This window comes from Streptomyces sp. NPDC002734, assembly GCF_040295685.1.
In the GTDB taxonomy this organism is placed as follows: Bacteria; Actinomycetota; Actinomycetes; order Streptomycetales; family Streptomycetaceae; genus Streptomyces.
In genome coordinates this window covers 127,145-141,654 of record NZ_JBEOVU010000011.1, presented here as the reverse complement: position 1 = coordinate 141,654, position 14,510 = coordinate 127,145, and the positions used below count along the sequence as shown (strand labels likewise).

16 protein-coding genes are annotated in these 14,510 nt (G+C 74.1%); 4 read left to right on the top strand and 12 right to left on the bottom strand.

All coding sequences use genetic code 11. The features are described 5' to 3' along the window. Positions 1-142: 142 nt before the first annotated feature. Complete coding sequence (locus ABT026_RS12695; protein ID WP_351114283.1) at positions 143-793, bottom strand: DUF1707 SHOCT-like domain-containing protein; 651 nt, start codon at positions 791-793, stop codon at positions 143-145. 252 nt (positions 794-1,045) lie between these two features. Here ABT026_RS12695 and ABT026_RS12690 point away from each other — a divergent pair, with 252 nt between their 5' ends. Next, on the top strand, positions 1,046-3,499 hold the full coding sequence (locus ABT026_RS12690; RefSeq protein ID WP_351114215.1) for a transglycosylase domain-containing protein: 2,454 nt from the start codon (positions 1,046-1,048) through the stop codon (positions 3,497-3,499). A 129-nt stretch (positions 3,500-3,628) separates the two neighbouring features. Here ABT026_RS12690 and ABT026_RS12685 read toward each other — a convergent pair whose 3' ends face one another. Further along, a complete protein-coding gene (locus ABT026_RS12685; protein ID WP_351114281.1) occupies positions 3,629-3,931 on the bottom strand; it encodes a GroES family chaperonin in 303 nt (100 codons plus the stop codon). Between the two features lie 117 nt (positions 3,932-4,048). Then, positions 4,049-4,411, bottom strand: coding sequence for a DUF3618 domain-containing protein (locus ABT026_RS12680; RefSeq protein WP_351114214.1), 363 nt, complete (start codon positions 4,409-4,411; stop codon positions 4,049-4,051). A gap of 177 nt (positions 4,412-4,588) precedes the next feature. Here ABT026_RS12680 and bcp point away from each other — a divergent pair, with 177 nt between their 5' ends. Next, positions 4,589-5,056 (top strand): thioredoxin-dependent thiol peroxidase, encoded by a 468-nt coding sequence (bcp, locus tag ABT026_RS12675; protein WP_351114213.1) that lies wholly within the window; start codon positions 4,589-4,591, stop codon positions 5,054-5,056. Between the two features lie 57 nt (positions 5,057-5,113). Here bcp and ABT026_RS12670 read toward each other — a convergent pair whose 3' ends face one another. Further along, the gene (locus ABT026_RS12670) at positions 5,114-5,422 is read right to left on the bottom strand and encodes a hypothetical protein (protein WP_351114212.1); all 309 of its coding nucleotides are present in this window, start codon (positions 5,420-5,422) and stop codon (positions 5,114-5,116) included. A gap of 179 nt (positions 5,423-5,601) precedes the next feature. Between ABT026_RS12670 and ABT026_RS12665 the strand changes: the two genes are divergently transcribed. Further along, a complete protein-coding gene (locus ABT026_RS12665) occupies positions 5,602-6,042 on the top strand; it encodes an Hsp20/alpha crystallin family protein (protein ID WP_351114210.1) in 441 nt (146 codons plus the stop codon). Positions 6,043-6,218: 176 nt separating this feature from the next. Next, positions 6,219-6,722, top strand: coding sequence for a DUF2267 domain-containing protein (locus tag ABT026_RS12660; RefSeq protein ID WP_502967962.1), 504 nt, complete (start codon positions 6,219-6,221; stop codon positions 6,720-6,722). A gap of 33 nt (positions 6,723-6,755) precedes the next feature. Here ABT026_RS12660 and ABT026_RS12655 read toward each other — a convergent pair whose 3' ends face one another. The 8 genes from ABT026_RS12655 to ABT026_RS12620 form a co-directional block, all read right to left on the bottom strand. Beyond that, entirely contained in the window at positions 6,756-7,382 is a 627-nt protein-coding gene (locus ABT026_RS12655) for a hypothetical protein (protein ID WP_351114208.1), read from the bottom strand. Positions 7,383-7,646: 264 nt separating this feature from the next. Beyond that, positions 7,647-8,138: an SRPBCC family protein gene (locus ABT026_RS12650; RefSeq protein ID WP_351114207.1), complete on the bottom strand. Its 492-nt coding sequence runs from the start codon at positions 8,136-8,138 to the stop codon at positions 7,647-7,649. Positions 8,139-8,258: 120 nt separating this feature from the next. Continuing rightward, positions 8,259-9,176 carry a UTP--glucose-1-phosphate uridylyltransferase GalU gene (gene galU / locus ABT026_RS12645; protein WP_502967959.1) on the bottom strand — a complete coding sequence of 306 codons (918 nt, stop codon included), beginning with the start codon at positions 9,174-9,176 and terminating at the stop codon, positions 8,259-8,261. Between the two features lie 153 nt (positions 9,177-9,329). Beyond that, positions 9,330-11,657, bottom strand: a complete 2,328-nt coding sequence (locus ABT026_RS12640) for a bifunctional glycosyltransferase/CDP-glycerol:glycerophosphate glycerophosphotransferase (protein ID WP_351114206.1) — start codon at positions 11,655-11,657, stop codon at positions 9,330-9,332. 281 nt (positions 11,658-11,938) lie between these two features. Then, complete coding sequence (locus ABT026_RS12635) at positions 11,939-12,424, bottom strand: GNAT family N-acetyltransferase (RefSeq protein ID WP_351114205.1); 486 nt, start codon at positions 12,422-12,424, stop codon at positions 11,939-11,941. Between the two features lie 71 nt (positions 12,425-12,495). Next, a complete protein-coding gene (locus ABT026_RS12630) occupies positions 12,496-13,302 on the bottom strand; it encodes a rod shape-determining protein (RefSeq protein WP_351114279.1) in 807 nt (268 codons plus the stop codon). A gap of 89 nt (positions 13,303-13,391) precedes the next feature. Then, complete coding sequence (locus tag ABT026_RS12625) at positions 13,392-14,039, bottom strand: TraR/DksA C4-type zinc finger protein (protein ID WP_351114204.1); 648 nt, start codon at positions 14,037-14,039, stop codon at positions 13,392-13,394. Positions 14,040-14,136: 97 nt separating this feature from the next. Continuing rightward, on the bottom strand, positions 14,137-14,460 hold the full coding sequence (locus ABT026_RS12620; protein WP_351114203.1) for a TraR/DksA family transcriptional regulator: 324 nt from the start codon (positions 14,458-14,460) through the stop codon (positions 14,137-14,139). Positions 14,461-14,510 lie beyond the last annotated feature (50 nt).

The following is a 14,510-nucleotide window of genomic DNA, read 5'->3' as shown; positions in this document are numbered from 1 at the left end:
CCGTGCCGCGGATCCTCTCGCGGCACGGCTGCGGCGCGTCCGTGCCCGTGTCCGTCTCCGTGTCCGTGGGTGTCCGCTGTCGTCGGCGACGGCATTCGGGACTCCCCCTGCGGCCGGGGCGCACCGCAGGGGGCACGTGGTGTCAGGACGGGGGGAGCTGGCGCTTCCTTGCGCCCTTGGGGCGCTTGGTGCGGACGCCCACGCCGCCCCAGAAGGCGAAGCCGGTGACGACGACGCGGGGCGCGTCGGGGGAGTAGGAGCCGTCGTCGCCCCGGGCGTCGTGGTCGAAGCCGCCCATGAAGCCGGTGCCGCGCATCACGACCTCGACGCCCGGCGGGACGATGATCTCCACCCCGCCCATCAGGGCGACGCAGTTGATGACGATCTCGTGCCCCGCGAAGTACGCCTCGCGCAGGTCGATGACGCCGCCGCCCATCACGGCCACCGCGTCGAACCGTCGTGGCGCGACCCAGTGGCCCACCCGCTGGAAGCCGGCCATCACGGCGATCCCTCGGTCGGAGGAACCCCGGCCGCCGGTGATCCGCGACGACCAGTCCATCTCCGCCCCGGAGGCCCGGGCGGGCCGCTTCACCATGGAGACGGCCGGTCCGTCGGGCGCGGGCAGGTCCCGGGTGACCGGCTCCAGCTCCCCGTAGGTCTTCGCCGCGTACACGATGTCCAGACGCTCCTGGAACTCGTCCATGTCGAGCCGGCCCTCGGCGAGGGCGTCGCGGAGCCGCTCGGCGACCCTCTCCCGGTCGGCGTCCCCCGCCCGCAGTTCGGGCAGCGGCACCTCCCGGCGCCCGCCCCGTGCTGCCTCGTCCCGCTCCACCCGCTCGTCCCGCTCGTTCGACGCGTCGGCCATGCCGCGCAGCATACGAGTTCGGGACGCCGCCGGTAACGCCGTCCCGGCGAGAGCGTGCGGGACGGGGTGACGCCGTCGCACCGACACAGCCCACTACTGCGGGCGCGCATCGGTCATACCGGTACATAGTGAGCACATGGTGTATCGGCGGAACGCGGAGGAACGGAGCCGGAGCACGCGATGAAGAACGACCGCAGGAAAAAGCCGGTGCAGGGCTGGCGGCATCCGGCAGCGTCCGCCGCCCCCTCGGGAGGCGAAGGGGGCGCGGCGGGCGGGAGTGGTGACGCCGCCCCGGGGCCCGCCGCCTCCGGCCGCAAGGGCTGGCGCCGCGCGCTCCCCACCTGGCGCTTCACCCTCCTCGGCATGGTCACCGTCATTCTGCTCTGCGCGGGCGCCCTGGCCGTCGGCTACCACCTGGTCAAGATCCCCCGCGCGAACGCCCTGGCCACCATGCAGAGCAACGTCTTCCTGTACGCGGACGGCTCGCGGCTGGCCCGCGACGGCGACGTCAACCGGGAGAGCGTCCGGCTGTCGCAGGTGTCGTCGGCCGCGCAGCACGCCGTGCTCGCCGCCGAGGACCGCGACTTCTACGACGGCTCCGGGGTGGATCCGCAGGCGATGGTCCGCGGCGCCTGGAACACCGTCACCGGCAAGGGCCGGCAGTCCGGTTCCACCATCACCCAGCAGTACGTCAAGAACTACTACCTGGGCCAGGAGCAGACGCTCACCCGCAAGGCCAAGGAGTTCTTCATCGCGATCAAGCTGGACCGGGAGAAGCGGAAGGACGACATCCTCGAGGGCTACCTGAACACCAGCTACTTCGGCCGCAACACCTACGGCATCCAGGCCGCCGCCCAGGCCTACTACGGCATCGACGCATCGGAGCTGAACGCGGCCCAGGGCGCCTACCTGGCCGCGCTGCTCAACTCCCCGAACGCCTACGACGTCGACGCCTACCCGGAGAACCGGAAGAAGGCCCTGGTGCGCTGGCGGTACGTGCTGGACGGCATGGTCAAGGAGGGCTGGCTGACGCAGCAGCAGCGCGCCTCCCTGGAGTTCCCCGCCCCGCGCCCCAACCGGATCAACACCGCCCTGTCGGGCCAGCGCGGCTACGTCGTCAACGCCGTGAAGGCGTACCTGGCTGAGCGGGGCATCCTCGACGAGGCCGCGCTCGACGGCGGCGGCTACCGGATCTGGACCACGCTGCGCAAGCCGGCCCAGGACGCCCTGGTGGAGGCGGTCGAGGAGGAGGTCCTGGACAACCTGGAGCCGAAGGCCCGGGACGCCGACAAGAACGTGCGGGCCGGGGCCGCGGCGATCGAACCGCGCACGGGCAAGGTGGTCGCCATGTACGGCGGCACCGACTACCTGAAGCAGTACACCAACAACGCCACCCGCCGGGACTTCCAGGTGGGTTCGACGTTCAAGCCGTTCGTGCTGGCCGCCGCCCTCGAGCACCAGGCGCAGACCCACGACGGACGGCCCATCACCCCGCAGACCATGTACGACGGCACCAGCAAGCGGGCGGTCGAGGGCTGGCCGGGGGCCCGGTACACGCCGGAGAACGAGGACGGGAAGGACTACGGCGAGATCACCGTCAGCGAGGCCACCGACAAGTCGGTGAACGCGGTGTACGCCCAGATGGCGGTGGACGTGGGCCCCGACCGGGTGCACCGGACGGCGGTGCGGCTGGGGCTCCCGGAGCGCACCCCCGACCTGATCGCCTCCCCGTCGATGGCGCTGGGCACGGCCACCGCGAGCGTGCTGGACATGACGCAGGCATACGCGACCCTCGCGGACCACGGGCGGCACCGGCCGTACACGCTGATCGAGAAGATCACCCGCAACGGGTCGCAGACGCTCTCGGTGCCGGAGCGCGACAGCTCGCAGGCGGTCAGCCGGGTCGCGGCGGACACCACGACGTCGGTGCTGCGGGGCGTGGTGTCCGGCGGCACCGCCACGGCGGCGCTGGCGGCGGGGCGGCCGGCGGCCGGCAAGACCGGCACGGCCGAGGAGGACACGGCGGCCTGGTTCGCCGGGTACACGCCCGAACTGGCCGCGGTGGTATCGGTGATGGGCCAGGACCCGAAGACGGCCGCGCACAAGCCGCTGTACGGGGCGATGGGCCTCGGACGGATCAACGGCGGCGGCGCGCCGGCCGAGGTGTGGGCGGCGTTCGTCAAGGACGCGATGAAGGGACGCAAGGCGACCGCGTTCGACCTCCAGGTGCGCACCGGCAGCGGCAACCTGAAGCTGCCGTACGCCGTGCCGAGCGACGGCGCCTCGGCCTCGCCGTCGGGCGAGCCGTCGGAGGAAGGGGCGTTCGAGCCCGGGGACGACCCGGAGCAGGAGGGGGCCTTCGAGGACGGTTCCTCCGAGGGCGGTTCCGTCGAGGGCGGGGAGGGCGGCGAGGGGCACGGCGTCGAGGGGGCGGGCGGCCCGGACGCCGGGCCCGCACCCGGCGAGGCGATGCTGCCGTCACCCGGGCACGGGCCGCAGCCGGGGGAGTCCGCCTCCTCCGACGGCGTCCCCGTCGACGGCCGGCCGCCGGGGAGGCCCGCGCCGTGGCCCGGCGGAGGGCCCTACCTTCCGCCGCACGGGCAGTTCCCGTGGCCGCCGCGGTTCATGCCCTGAGCGACCGGCCCGGCGGGAGAGCGACCACCCCGCCGGAACGGCGACCGCCCCGGCGGGACAGGGAGAAGGGGCCGGACCGCGTTGGCGGTCCGGCCCCTTCGGGTGTCGCGGGTGTCCCCAGCGGTGTCGCTAGAGGTAGAGGCCCGTGGTGTCCTCCGTGCCCTCGAAGCGGTCCGCGGCGACCGCGTGCAGGTCGCGTTCCCGCATGAGGACGTAGGTCATGCCCCGGACCTCGACCTCGGCCCGGTCCTCCGGGTCGTACAGGACGCGGTCCCCCGTCTCGACGGTACGGACGTTCTGCCCGACCGCGACGACCTCCGCCCACGCGAGGCGCCGGCCGACGGCCGCCGTCGCGGGGATCAGGATGCCGCCGCCCGAGCGGCGCTCACCCTCCGACGTGTCCTGACGCACCAGCACGCGGTCGTGCAGCATCCGGATCGGAAGCTTGTCGTGCTCGGTGTCGCTCACAGTTCTGTTGACGCTCACGGTCCGAACCTACCTGGCCCGGACCCCTCGCCGTCCGAGCGGGTGCCGCTGTGCGGGGGTCGCTCAGCGACGGCGCCGGCAGCGCCTGCCGCGCGAGCCGCCGGAGCTCCGGGTGCCGCTGAGCACCAGCAGGCCGACCACGCCGACCGCCACCAGCGCCACCGGCACGATCCGGTTCATCCGCGGCGAGCCCTCCTCGTCGACGAAACGTCCCCGCACCTCGGTCATCGTCCGGTTGACGCTCACGTAGGCCCGTCCGAGGGTCTGGTCGACCTGGCTGCGCGCCTTGGCCTTGGCGTCGTCCACCATCGTCCTGGGGTGCATCCGCACCCCGATCTCCTCGAGCGTCTCCGCCAGCTGAGCGCGACGGCGCTCGATGTCCGCCTTGATCTGCGCCGGTGTCCTGGTGTCCGGGCTGTCCGCCACCGTGCCGCCTCCGTGATCGTTTCGCCGTCGGATGTCCGTCGTCCGTACCGTACGTCGTCCTGCGTTCCGTGGTGCTGTGCACCAGTCTGTCAGCTCGGGGCCGGGCCGCACGGCCACGCCCCCCGGTTACGCTCGTACGCGCCCACCCGGTGACGAGTGACCAAGGAGCCCCACCCGATGTCCGAGCGACTTCAGCCCGGCGACACCGCCCCCGCCTTCACCCTTCCCGACGCCGACGGGAACGAGGTCTCGCTGGCCGACTACGCGGGCCGCAAGGTCATCGTGTACTTCTACCCCGCGGCGCTTACCCCCGGCTGCACCAAGCAGGCGTGCGACTTCACCGACAACCTCGAGCTGCTCGCCGGCGCGGGCTACGACGTCGTCGGCATCTCCCCGGACAAGCCGGAGAAGCTGGCGAAGTTCCGCGACAAGGAGTCGCTGAAGGTCACCCTGCTGGCCGACCCGGACAAGAAGGTCCTGGAGGCGTACGGGGCGTTCGGCGAGAAGAAGCTGTACGGCAAGACGGTCGTCGGGGTCATCCGGTCCACGGTCGTGGTGGACGCCGACGGGACCGTCGAGCGGGCGCTGTACAACGTGAAGGCCACCGGACACGTGGCCAAGATCATCCGCGACCTCGGCGTCTGAGACGCCGGCAGCCGGGCCGGGCGGGGGCGGTGAGTCGCACCCGCCGCCCCGGTCGGCTCAGGCCCCGCGTCGGTCGGCGAGTGCCCAGGAGGCCGCCGCGACGCCCGCGGTCACCGTCAGCACGGACGGCCAGGCGCCGAGCCGCTTGGCCAAGGGGTGCGAGCCCGCGAAGGCGGCCAGGTACGCCGTCGTGAGACCCGCCGCCACCGGGCCGCCCGCCTGGCGCTTCCACCGGGTCGCCGCCGCCGCGCCCGCCGCGGCCAGCACCACCCCGCCCAGCTCACGCCGCTTCGTGCCGCGCGCCACGCCGAACCCGCCGACCAGTCCGGCCGCCGCCACCAGCCCCGTGGGCACCTTCGCCGCCATCACGTCCTCCTCGCCTCGCGTCACATCGCCCGAACAGCTTCCGTCCATCCTGTCACCGGCTCCCCAGGGCTCCGACGCCACCCAGGGTTGAGTCCAGGCTTGTCAATTTTCCGGACCGGAGCTATATAAGAAGACATCAGGGCATCGCACCCAGGAACCGTACGAAGGGAGTGACCGTGATGCTCATGCGCACCGATCCGTTCCGCGAGTTCGACCGCCTCACCCAGCAGGTCCTCGGGAACACGGGAGTGCCGAACCGGCCGGCCGCCCTGCAGATGGACGCCTACCGCGTGGGCGACGACCTGGTCGTCCAGGTGGACCTTCCCGGGGTGGACCCGGAGACCGTGGACCTCGACGTCGAGCGCAACGTGCTGAGTATCCGCGCTGAGCGGCGCGCTCCGGCCCCCGAGGACGCCGAGGTGATCGTCGCCGAGCGCCCGTCCGGCACGTTCAGCAGGCAGCTCTTCCTCGGCGACACGCTGGACACCGAGCGGATCGACGCCTCCTGCGACGCGGGCGTCCTCACGCTGCGGATCCCGGTCGCCGACCACGCCAAGCCGCGCAGGATCCGCATCAGCGGCGGCCCCGACGGCGGCGGTCGCAAGGCCATCAGCCGCTGACCGCACCGCGGTTGCACCACGGTCGCACCGCCGTCACGCCATGCACACGGTGTGAACGGAGGTGTACGTGCCGCGAAGGCGGGCATACGAGCCGCAGCACCGGGCCGGGACAGGCCGCCCCGGCCCGGCAGTCATCTGACGGGAGCTGAAGAGGAGCAGTCCCCTTGACCATTCCCATGATTTCGAGCGACGCCAGCGCCGCCGCCACCGTTCCCGCCGTCCCTGCCACCGCTCCCGTGCCCGAGCCCCGCGAGGGCTCGACGGCCGCGACGGCGACCGCGACGTCCTGGGACGGCCTGGTCGCCCAGGTCCGCGAGGCCGGGCTCTACCCGACCGAGGAGCAGGCCGAGCGGGTCACCCGCGCCGTGCTCGCGGCACTCGGAGAGCACGTCGTCGGCGACGAGCGCGTCGACCTGGCGCGGGCGCTGCCCGAGGAGGCGGCGCGCATCGTCGCCGCCCAGGTTCCCGCCCACCAGGTGCCGGCCGCCGCGGAGTTCGTCGCCGAGCTGTCCCGCAGGCTGCCGAACGCCACGCACGCCACGGCGCGTTGGGACACCACGTCGGTCCTCGGGGTGCTCCCCGGGCTGATCGGCGACGACCTGACGCACCGGCTCCTCGCCCAACTCCCGTCCGGCTACGCCCTGTTGTTCGGCCAGGCGGAACTCTCCCGCGCCGCCTGAAAGTTCGCGCCCCGTGAGCCGCGAGAGCGGCTCCTAGGCGAACCGGTAGTCGCGGGCCAGCACCCGCCGGTACGAGGTGCGCCACTTGGCCCGGTACCACCGGACCTCCCGCCGCAGCTCCAGCCCGCCCGGGCCGGGGGCCAGCAGCGCCACCGCGCAGGCCCCGGCGGGGGCGGGCGCGGAGTCGAGGGGGATGCGCCAGGTGCGGCCCGGGCCGGCGGTGAAGACCGCCTCGGCGGCGGGGCCGCGGAAGTCGGCGGCGCCCTGGGCGACGTCGGCGTAGAGGAGCAGCCGCTCGAAGCGGTCAGCCCGGCCGAGGGCGACATCGACGGCCGTGCCGTCGTCGGTGAGGGCGACGAACGGCCAGGCGTCGAGGGCTCCGGTCCCCGCCGCGTCCGCGGCGCGGTCGGCGCCGCCCCGGGACGGGAGCCGCACCACGCCGGTGCGGCCGTCGCGGGTGCGCACCAGGCAGCCCGCGGCCACTCCCGCGCCCGCCAGCCGGTCGGCCGGGCGCAGTGTCATGCGCAGCACGCCGCTGGCCTCGGTGCGGGCGGTCGGGGCCGTCTCGGAGAGCGTCACGGGGCCGTCGGCGGCGGGCTTGAAGAGGGCCGGAGTCAGCCGGATGGCCTTGCGCGGCGCGTGTTTGTCCGCTCCGTCCATGCCTCCCCCTCCCCCTGACAGCCCTGGCCGGCCCGGGGGCCGGTCCATCTCACCTGTGGGGTCCATCATGCCTTCCGGCTCCCGCCGCGCGTACGCGGGTGTCGCGGCCGGAGCGCGCGGTGCGCCGGGCGTGCGCGCGGGCCGGGCCGGAGGTGCGCGCGGGCCGGGCCGGAGGTGCGCGCCGGGCCCGCCGACCGGGCCCGCCGACCGGGTCGTCGGCCGCGTCGCGACGGACCGGGCGAGCGCGGGCAGGCGCCGGTGGGGTCAGTCCAGGAGCCGGTCCATCTGCTCGGCGGCCTCCCGCATGCCCTCGGCCATGCCCATGTCGGACATCTGATGCATCTCGTGCTCGTTGCGGAACGTCGAGGACAGCTCCATGCGGGTGCCCGAGCCGGCCGTCCCGCGCCGGGAGAGGGTGACCCGCATACCGATCCTCGGCGAGTCGGAAAGCGGTTCGCCGTGGTCGTCGGAGAAGCCGTCGGTGAACTCCAGGCGGGTGGGCGGCGCCACCGAGTCGACCTTCCACCAGCCGTGCGGCTGGTCCCCCTCGGGACCGGTCATGTGGTAGCTGACCGTCCCGCCGGGGTTGAGGTCGAACTCGTCCACGGTGGCCGGGTAGGCCGGCGGGCCCCACCACCGCTCCAGCATCCGCGGGTCGGCCCACAGCTGCCACACCCGTTCCACGGGGGCGTCGAAATCGGCGGCCAGGGTCAGCTCGAGCTGGTCGAAGTCCTCGTTGACGCTGGTGACGGTCATGATTCCCAGTCCTTCGGCACGGACGCGGACAGAGGTGCTCCTCCCAGCAAAACCCCGTGTCCGCGCCCCCGCCACTCGATCACGGGCCCTGCGCCGGCCCCGCTCGGCGGGCTGCCGGCGCTAGGCCCGCGGGCCGTCGATCTCGTCGCGCACGAAGTCGCGGAGCCAGGCCCGGAACTCCGGCCCCAGGTCCTCGCGTTCGCTGGCGAGCCGCACGATGGCGCGCAGGTAGTCGCCGCGGTCGCCGGTGTCGTAGCGGCGGCCGGAGAAGACGACGCCGTGCACGGGGCCGCACACCTTCTCGTCCGCGGCCTGCATCTGCAGGGCGTCGGTCAGCTGGATCTCCCCGCCGCGGCCGGGCTCGGTGCGGCGCAGCACGCCGAAGATGCCCGGGTGCAGGACGTAGCGGCCGATGACCGCGTAGTTCGACGGGGCGTCGCCCGGCGCCGGCTTCTCGACCAGGCCGGTGACCCGGACGACGTCGCCGTCCTCGGTGGCCTCGACGGCGGCGCACCCGTAGAGGTGGCTCTGGGAGGGGTCCACCTCCATCAGGGCGACCACGCTGCCGCCGTACCGGGCCTGCACGTCGATCATGCGGGAGAGCAGCGGGTCGCGCGGGTCGATCAGGTCGTCGCCGAGGAGGACCGCGAAGGCTTCGTCGCCGACGTGGGGGGCGGCGCAGAGCACCGCGTGGCCGAGACCTCTGGGGTCGCCCTGGCGGACGTAGTGGATGGTGGCGAGGTCGGTGGACTCCCGCACCCGGGCGAGCCGGCCGGCGTCGCCCTTGCGTTCCAGGGCCGACTCCAGCTCGTGGTTGCGGTCGAAGTGGTCCTCCAGCGGGCGCTTGTTGCGGCCGGTGATCATCAGGACGTCGTCGAGCCCGGCGGAGACGGCCTCCTCGACGACGTACTGGATGGCCGGCTTGTCGACGACCGGGAGCATCTCCTTGGGCGTCGCCTTGGTGGCCGGCAGGAACCGCGTGCCGAGCCCGGCCGCGGGAATGACCGCCTTGCTGAGGGTGGACCTCATGGATCTCATGGGTGCGGTGGGTCCTCGGTGAGTGGGAAGCCGCCCCCTGGGCGCGGGTGCCCGCGGGGGACGGGGAAACGGACGGACGGCGGGACGGACGGCAGGACGGGGGCGCGACGGGCGCGACGGGCGACGGCCGGGCGGCGCGACGGGCGCCTGCCCTCAGGCGGTGGCGCTCCGGTCGGCGGGGACCAGGTCCTCGCCGCCGGTGGACTGCCGCGGGATGACGGGCAGGACGGCCGCCTCCGGGGCGGGCGCCGGGGTACGTTCGGCGAGGGGCAGGACCGCCGGGGCCGCCTCCTGGCCGAGGAACACCTTCCGCACCACCCGCTCGGCGGCGTTGCCGTCGTCGAACTGGACGAACCGCTCCCGGAAGGCGGCCCGCAGCGCCGCGGCCCGTTCGTCCTTCCAGGCGCCCGAGCGCAGCACCTCGACCAGTTCGTCCTCGCTGGTCGCCGTGGCGCCCGGCGTCTCGCCCGGCCGCTGCGACAGCAGGTCGAAGTACACGCCGCGCGCCTTGGCGTAGACCTCCCAGTCGTCGACGTAGGAGATGATCGGCCGGTCCAGGCAGGCGTAGTCGAACATGATCGACGAGTAGTCGGTGATCAGGGCGTCGGCCGCCAGGCAGAGGTCCTCCACCACCGGGTACGCCGAGACGTCCTTGATCAGCCCGCGGTCCTGCAACGCCTGGAGCCGCGGGTCCCGGCCGTAGAAGTAGTGGGTGCGCACCAGGACGACGTGGTCCTCGCCGAGCTCGCGGGTGAGGCGTTCGAGGTCCAGCCGGGGCACGAAGCCCTTCTGGTAGTCGCGGACCGTCGGGCAGTACAGGATCGCCGTGCGGCCCTCCTCGATGCCCAGCTCGGCGCGGATCCGGGCGACGTCGGCGGCCGTGGAGCGGAAGTAGACGTCGTTGCGCGGGTAGCCGCTGTCCACGTTCTCGAAGGAGCAGGGGTAGACCCGCTCCCAGATCTCCGTGGAGTGCCGGTTGGAGCTCAGGCTCCAGTCCCAGCGGTCGCAGCGCTCCAGCATCTTCCCGAAGCTCATGTTCTTCGCGGCGGCCGGGAAGCGCTGCTGGTCGATGCCCATCTGCTTGAGCGGGGTGCCGTGGTGGGTCTGAAGGTGCACCTGGCCGGGCCGCTTGACGATCTCGTCGGGGAAGTTGACGTTGTTGACCAGGTACTTGGCCCGGGCCATGACCTCCCAGTACCGCGGCGAGCGCGCCACCACGAAGTCCACGCCCTCCGGCACGGTGTGCTCCGCGCCGGCCCGTATCACCCACACGCCGCGCAGGTGGGGCGCGAGCTCCCGCGCCTTGTCGTGGATCGCCCGCGGGTTGCAGCTGACGCCGCGGTTCCAGTAGGCGCTGTAGACCACGAGGTTCTCGTCGATCGGCCGGCGCAGGTGCATCCGGTACAGCTGGTCGTACGCCTTGCGGCCCAGGCCGACGCGGGCCTTGGCGGCCCGCTTGCGCAGGTGGTTGCGGGCGTCGGCGACGGTCCGGGCGGCCACCAGCGCCGGGTACGAGCCGCGCGCCAGCAGGTCGAAGCGCACGCCCAGCGAGCCCTGCGGCCGGACGTAGCCGGCCGGCCGGTAGCGCTGGAAGTGCGCGGCGGCCCGCCGGAAGAACTCGGCCCGGTCGCGCGGCTGGATGCGCTCCTCGCGGAAGAGCAGGAACAGGTAGTGGTCGATCACCCGCTCGAAGATCAGCGGGCGCACCGGGTCCAGGTGCGGGCGCTCGTCGAGGAAGGCGAACAGCCGCTCGTACTGCTCGAAGACGGCGAAGTGCTGACGGCCCGGCGTGCGCAGCGAGTTGCCCTTGCGGCGCTGGCGGTACTCCACGCACACCTGCGGCAGGCAGGCGATCCGCTCGGCGCTCAGCATGGTCCGGTAGACCATGAGGGCGTCCTCGTAGATGCCGTCGGTGAAGGAGAAGCCGCCGGCGAGGTAGAACTCCCGGCGGTAGAGCCGGTTCCACACCACGGTGAACATGGTGAGGAACTGGGGCCGCTCCAGGGCGGTGAAGACGTCCGGCCCGGCCTCGGCGAGCATCTCGCGGGCCGCGCTGCCCTGCACCCGGTTCCACCAGTAGGTGCGGACGTGGTCGACCAGCAGGATGTCCGGGTCCCCGGTCTGCCCGAGCCGCTCGGCGACGGCGGCGAGGGCGCCGTCGGCCAGGGTGTCGTCGCTGTCCAGGAAGAAGATGTAGTCGCCCCGAGCCTCGCGGACGCCCAGGTCGCGGGCCTTGCCGATGCCCTGGTTCCGCTCCAGGTGCAAGGGCCGCACCCGGCTGTCGCGGGCGGCGTACTCGTCCAGGATGAGGCCGCAGGAGTCCGGTGACCGGTCGTCGACGGCGATGATCTCGAAGTCGGTGAACGACTGCCCGAGTACCGAGTCCAGGCACGCGCGGAGATACCCCTGTACCCGGTACACGGGGACGACGAGGCTGATGCGCGGGCTGTTCGGGGTCGTGCCTGTCTGGCCGAAGCTCATGCGGGACATCCTGGGGTCGAAGTGCTGGCGGTCCCTGCCCCGAGCGCCCGGCGGAGCAGGAAGAGTCCGAGGCACACGACGTCCCCCGGACAGGCGCATTTCCGGTCCTACGTGAACAGATGGATGACCCTGGGCGAACGTTGTACGTACGCCGCGGATGTGACGCAGACCACGGGGGTGGCCGGTGAGGGGGCCGCGGCGCGCCCAACTCCTGCGCGCCGCGCGGTGGGTGACGGGATGTTCGTCGGCCGGACGCCGGAGCGTCCGAGTCCCCCGGCCGGTCAGGCCCGTCCGAGGGACTTGGTCATGAAGACGCTGTCAGGGGTCTCGGTGTAGCCGGCGAAGGGCCCGCACGCGGTGAACCCGTGCCGGGCGTACAGCCGCCGGGCCGCCGCGAAGTAGTCCGCCGCGCCGGTCTCCAGGCTCAGCCGTGTGAAGCCCTGCCGCGCGGCCAGGCCGGTCAGGTGCTCCAGGACGGCGGAGGCGACGCCGCGGCCGCGGGCCGCCGCCGTGGTGCGCATCGACTTCAGCTCCCCGTGGCCGGCTTCGATCTCCTTGAGCGCCCCGCAGCCGAGCAGGACGCCCTCCGCGGTGCGCGCGGTCACGAAGACGATGCCCTCGCCGGCCAGCGTCCCGTGGTCCAGGGCGTGCACCGACTCCGGCGGGCTGGTCGCGTACATGTCCTGAAGGTGCTCGTCGAGCAGCGCGGCGACGTCCTTCCGCAGGGGCGAGTCGGCGGCGATCAGGAGGGCGGAGGCGGTCGGCATGCGGCCATTCTCGCCGGTCCGCGGCATGCGGGGCCATGGCCGGGGCGGTCACCGGGACCGGCCCCGGCCGCTCATCCGGACCGCGTGCCGGGTGCGTCGTGTCCGCGGGTGCTCGGGTGGAGGCGGGCGGCCTCCAGCAGGCGCGCGGCGCCGCGCACGGCCGCCGTGTGCGGGGCGGGGACGACGTCGAGCGGTGCGTGCAGCCGGGCGGCGAGGCGGTAGGTGATCTCCGGCCGCAGCGCGCCGCCGCCGGCCAGCAGCACGCCGCGGGCCAGCGCCCCGGGCATCAGCGAGGCGCCGTCCTGCCGGATCGTGGCGGTCATCATCCTGGTCACCGCGTCCACGATGTCCTCCGGCGCGGCGACCCCGAGGTCGCCGGTGCCCAGGCCCACGCGGCGTGCGTCGGCCACCGCGCCGTCGTCCAGCAGCACCACCTCGGTGAGGTGCGCGCCGATGTCCACCACCAGCAGCGGCCGCGACAGGTCGGCCCGGGCCGCCACCGCGACGGCGCGGGCGGCGGGCACGGTCAGCACGTTCCGCGGCCGCAGCACCTCCACGGCGGACCGGGCCGCCGCCCGGTGGGCGGGGGAGGCCAGGGCCGGCGTGGTGAGCACCACCAGCGGGCGGGCCGTGCGGGGCAGCCGGTGCGCGAGCAGCCCGCGCAGGACGTGTGCGCAGCCGGCCTCGTCGACGACCGCGCCGCGGTGCACCGGGCGGCCGCCGCGGCGGGCGGGGCCGGCGCCCGGGGCGTCGCCCGGGCCGGGGGCGAGGGCGGGGCCGGGGCCGGTGTTCCGGTCGGGGTGGGTGACGGTGGGGACGTCGAGGACGGCGCCGTGCCCGGCCGTCCAGGCACGGGTCCGCGCGCTGCCCAGGTCCAGCGCGACGCCGTACGGGTCCGTCCGCGGCGTCCCGAACCGGGCGCGGACCGGGCCGGCGCCCGTGTCCGCGCCGTCGAGCCGCTCCACGGTCACCGGTCCCCGGCGCGTGCGGGACCCGCGAGGTCGGCGGGACCTGTGGGGTTCGCGGAGCCTGCGGGGTTCGCGGGGCCTGCCGTGTCTGCCGGGCCTGCGAGGTCCGCGGGGCCCGTCGAGCCTGCGGTGTCTGCCGGGCCTGCGAGGTCCGCGGGGCCCGCGGAGCCTGCGGTGTCTGCCGGGCCCGCGAGGTCCGCGGGGCCTGTGAGGTCCGTCGGGCCGGCGGTGTGCCCCGTGGGGCCAGGGGTCGCGCCCGAAGACGTACCCGAAGCCGTGCCCGGAGCCGCGGCCTTGGCCGGCCGGTGGCGGGTGGCGTGCAGGTGCTGGCAGGGGGCGCAGTAGCGGGCCTGCGGCACGACCCGCAGCCGCTTGCGGTCGACGGGGAGCCGGCACCGGTGGCAGACGCCGTACCGGCCCTCGTCCATCCGCCGCAGCGCCGCCTCGACGTCCGCGAGGACCATGCGCGCCGGGGCCGCGACGCCAGGGCTCCCTCCCGTCGGGCGCCTGCGGAGGAACCGGAGCTGCTCGTCGAGGGCGGCCCGCAGGCCGGCCAGGTCCCGCGGGGTCAGGTGCCCCGGAGTCAGGTCCCGCGGGGTCAGGTGCCGCGCGGTACGGTCACCGGCGTCGGCGGTCGGGGAGTTCACCACTTCACCTCTGGTGGCACGGGCCCGCACCCGGCCGCGCGGACTGCGCGCGGCCGGCGGCGACGGGCCGAGGAGAACGACGGGCGCGAGGCGTCGGTCAGGCGCTGCGGCGGCAGCCGACGCAGTGGTGGGTGTACGGGAGGATCTCCAGCCGCTCCTCGGGGATGGCCTCCCCGCACCGCAGGCACGACCCGTAGGTGCCGTCGTCGAGGCGGGCGAAGGCGTCCTCGATCTCCCGCAGCACCTTGGTGACGGCTTCCTTCTGGGTGGACATCAGGTGGTCGTCCACCGTCTGGCCGCTGCCGGTGAGGGACCGCAGCTGGGCCAGCCGGCTGCCGCGCTCGTGCTCGAGGCGCTGCCGGATCTCGTGCGAGCCGGGGCGCTGCGGGCGGAGTTCGGGAGGAGCGGCGTCGTAGGCCATGGGACGTCCTTTCCAGCGGGTCCGGCGGACCGGACGGTTGCGGCGGGAAG

Excerpts from the sequence above, each read along its gene's own strand:
- ABT026_RS12690 (WP_351114215.1), top strand. The coding sequence starts at position 1,046 with ATGAAGAACGACCGCAGGAAAAAGCCGGTGCAGGGCTGGCGGCATCCG.
- ABT026_RS12685 (WP_351114281.1), bottom strand. The coding sequence starts at position 3,931 with ATGCTGCACGACCGCGTGCTGGTGCGTCAGGACACGTCGGAGGGTGAG.
- bcp (WP_351114213.1), top strand. The coding sequence starts at position 4,589 with ATGTCCGAGCGACTTCAGCCCGGCGACACCGCCCCCGCCTTCACCCTT.
- ABT026_RS12670 (WP_351114212.1), bottom strand. The coding sequence starts at position 5,422 with ATGGCGGCGAAGGTGCCCACGGGGCTGGTGGCGGCGGCCGGACTGGTC.
- ABT026_RS12665 (WP_351114210.1), top strand. The coding sequence starts at position 5,602 with ATGCTCATGCGCACCGATCCGTTCCGCGAGTTCGACCGCCTCACCCAG.
- ABT026_RS12660 (WP_502967962.1), top strand. The coding sequence starts at position 6,219 with ATGATTTCGAGCGACGCCAGCGCCGCCGCCACCGTTCCCGCCGTCCCT.
- ABT026_RS12655 (WP_351114208.1), bottom strand. The coding sequence starts at position 7,382 with ATGGACGGAGCGGACAAACACGCGCCGCGCAAGGCCATCCGGCTGACT.
- ABT026_RS12650 (WP_351114207.1), bottom strand. The coding sequence starts at position 8,138 with ATGACCGTCACCAGCGTCAACGAGGACTTCGACCAGCTCGAGCTGACC.
- galU (WP_502967959.1), bottom strand. The coding sequence starts at position 9,176 with ATGAGATCCATGAGGTCCACCCTCAGCAAGGCGGTCATTCCCGCGGCC.
- ABT026_RS12640 (WP_351114206.1), bottom strand. The coding sequence starts at position 11,657 with ATGAGCTTCGGCCAGACAGGCACGACCCCGAACAGCCCGCGCATCAGC.
- ABT026_RS12635 (WP_351114205.1), bottom strand. The coding sequence starts at position 12,424 with ATGCCGACCGCCTCCGCCCTCCTGATCGCCGCCGACTCGCCCCTGCGG.
- ABT026_RS12620 (WP_351114203.1), bottom strand. The coding sequence starts at position 14,460 with ATGGCCTACGACGCCGCTCCTCCCGAACTCCGCCCGCAGCGCCCCGGC.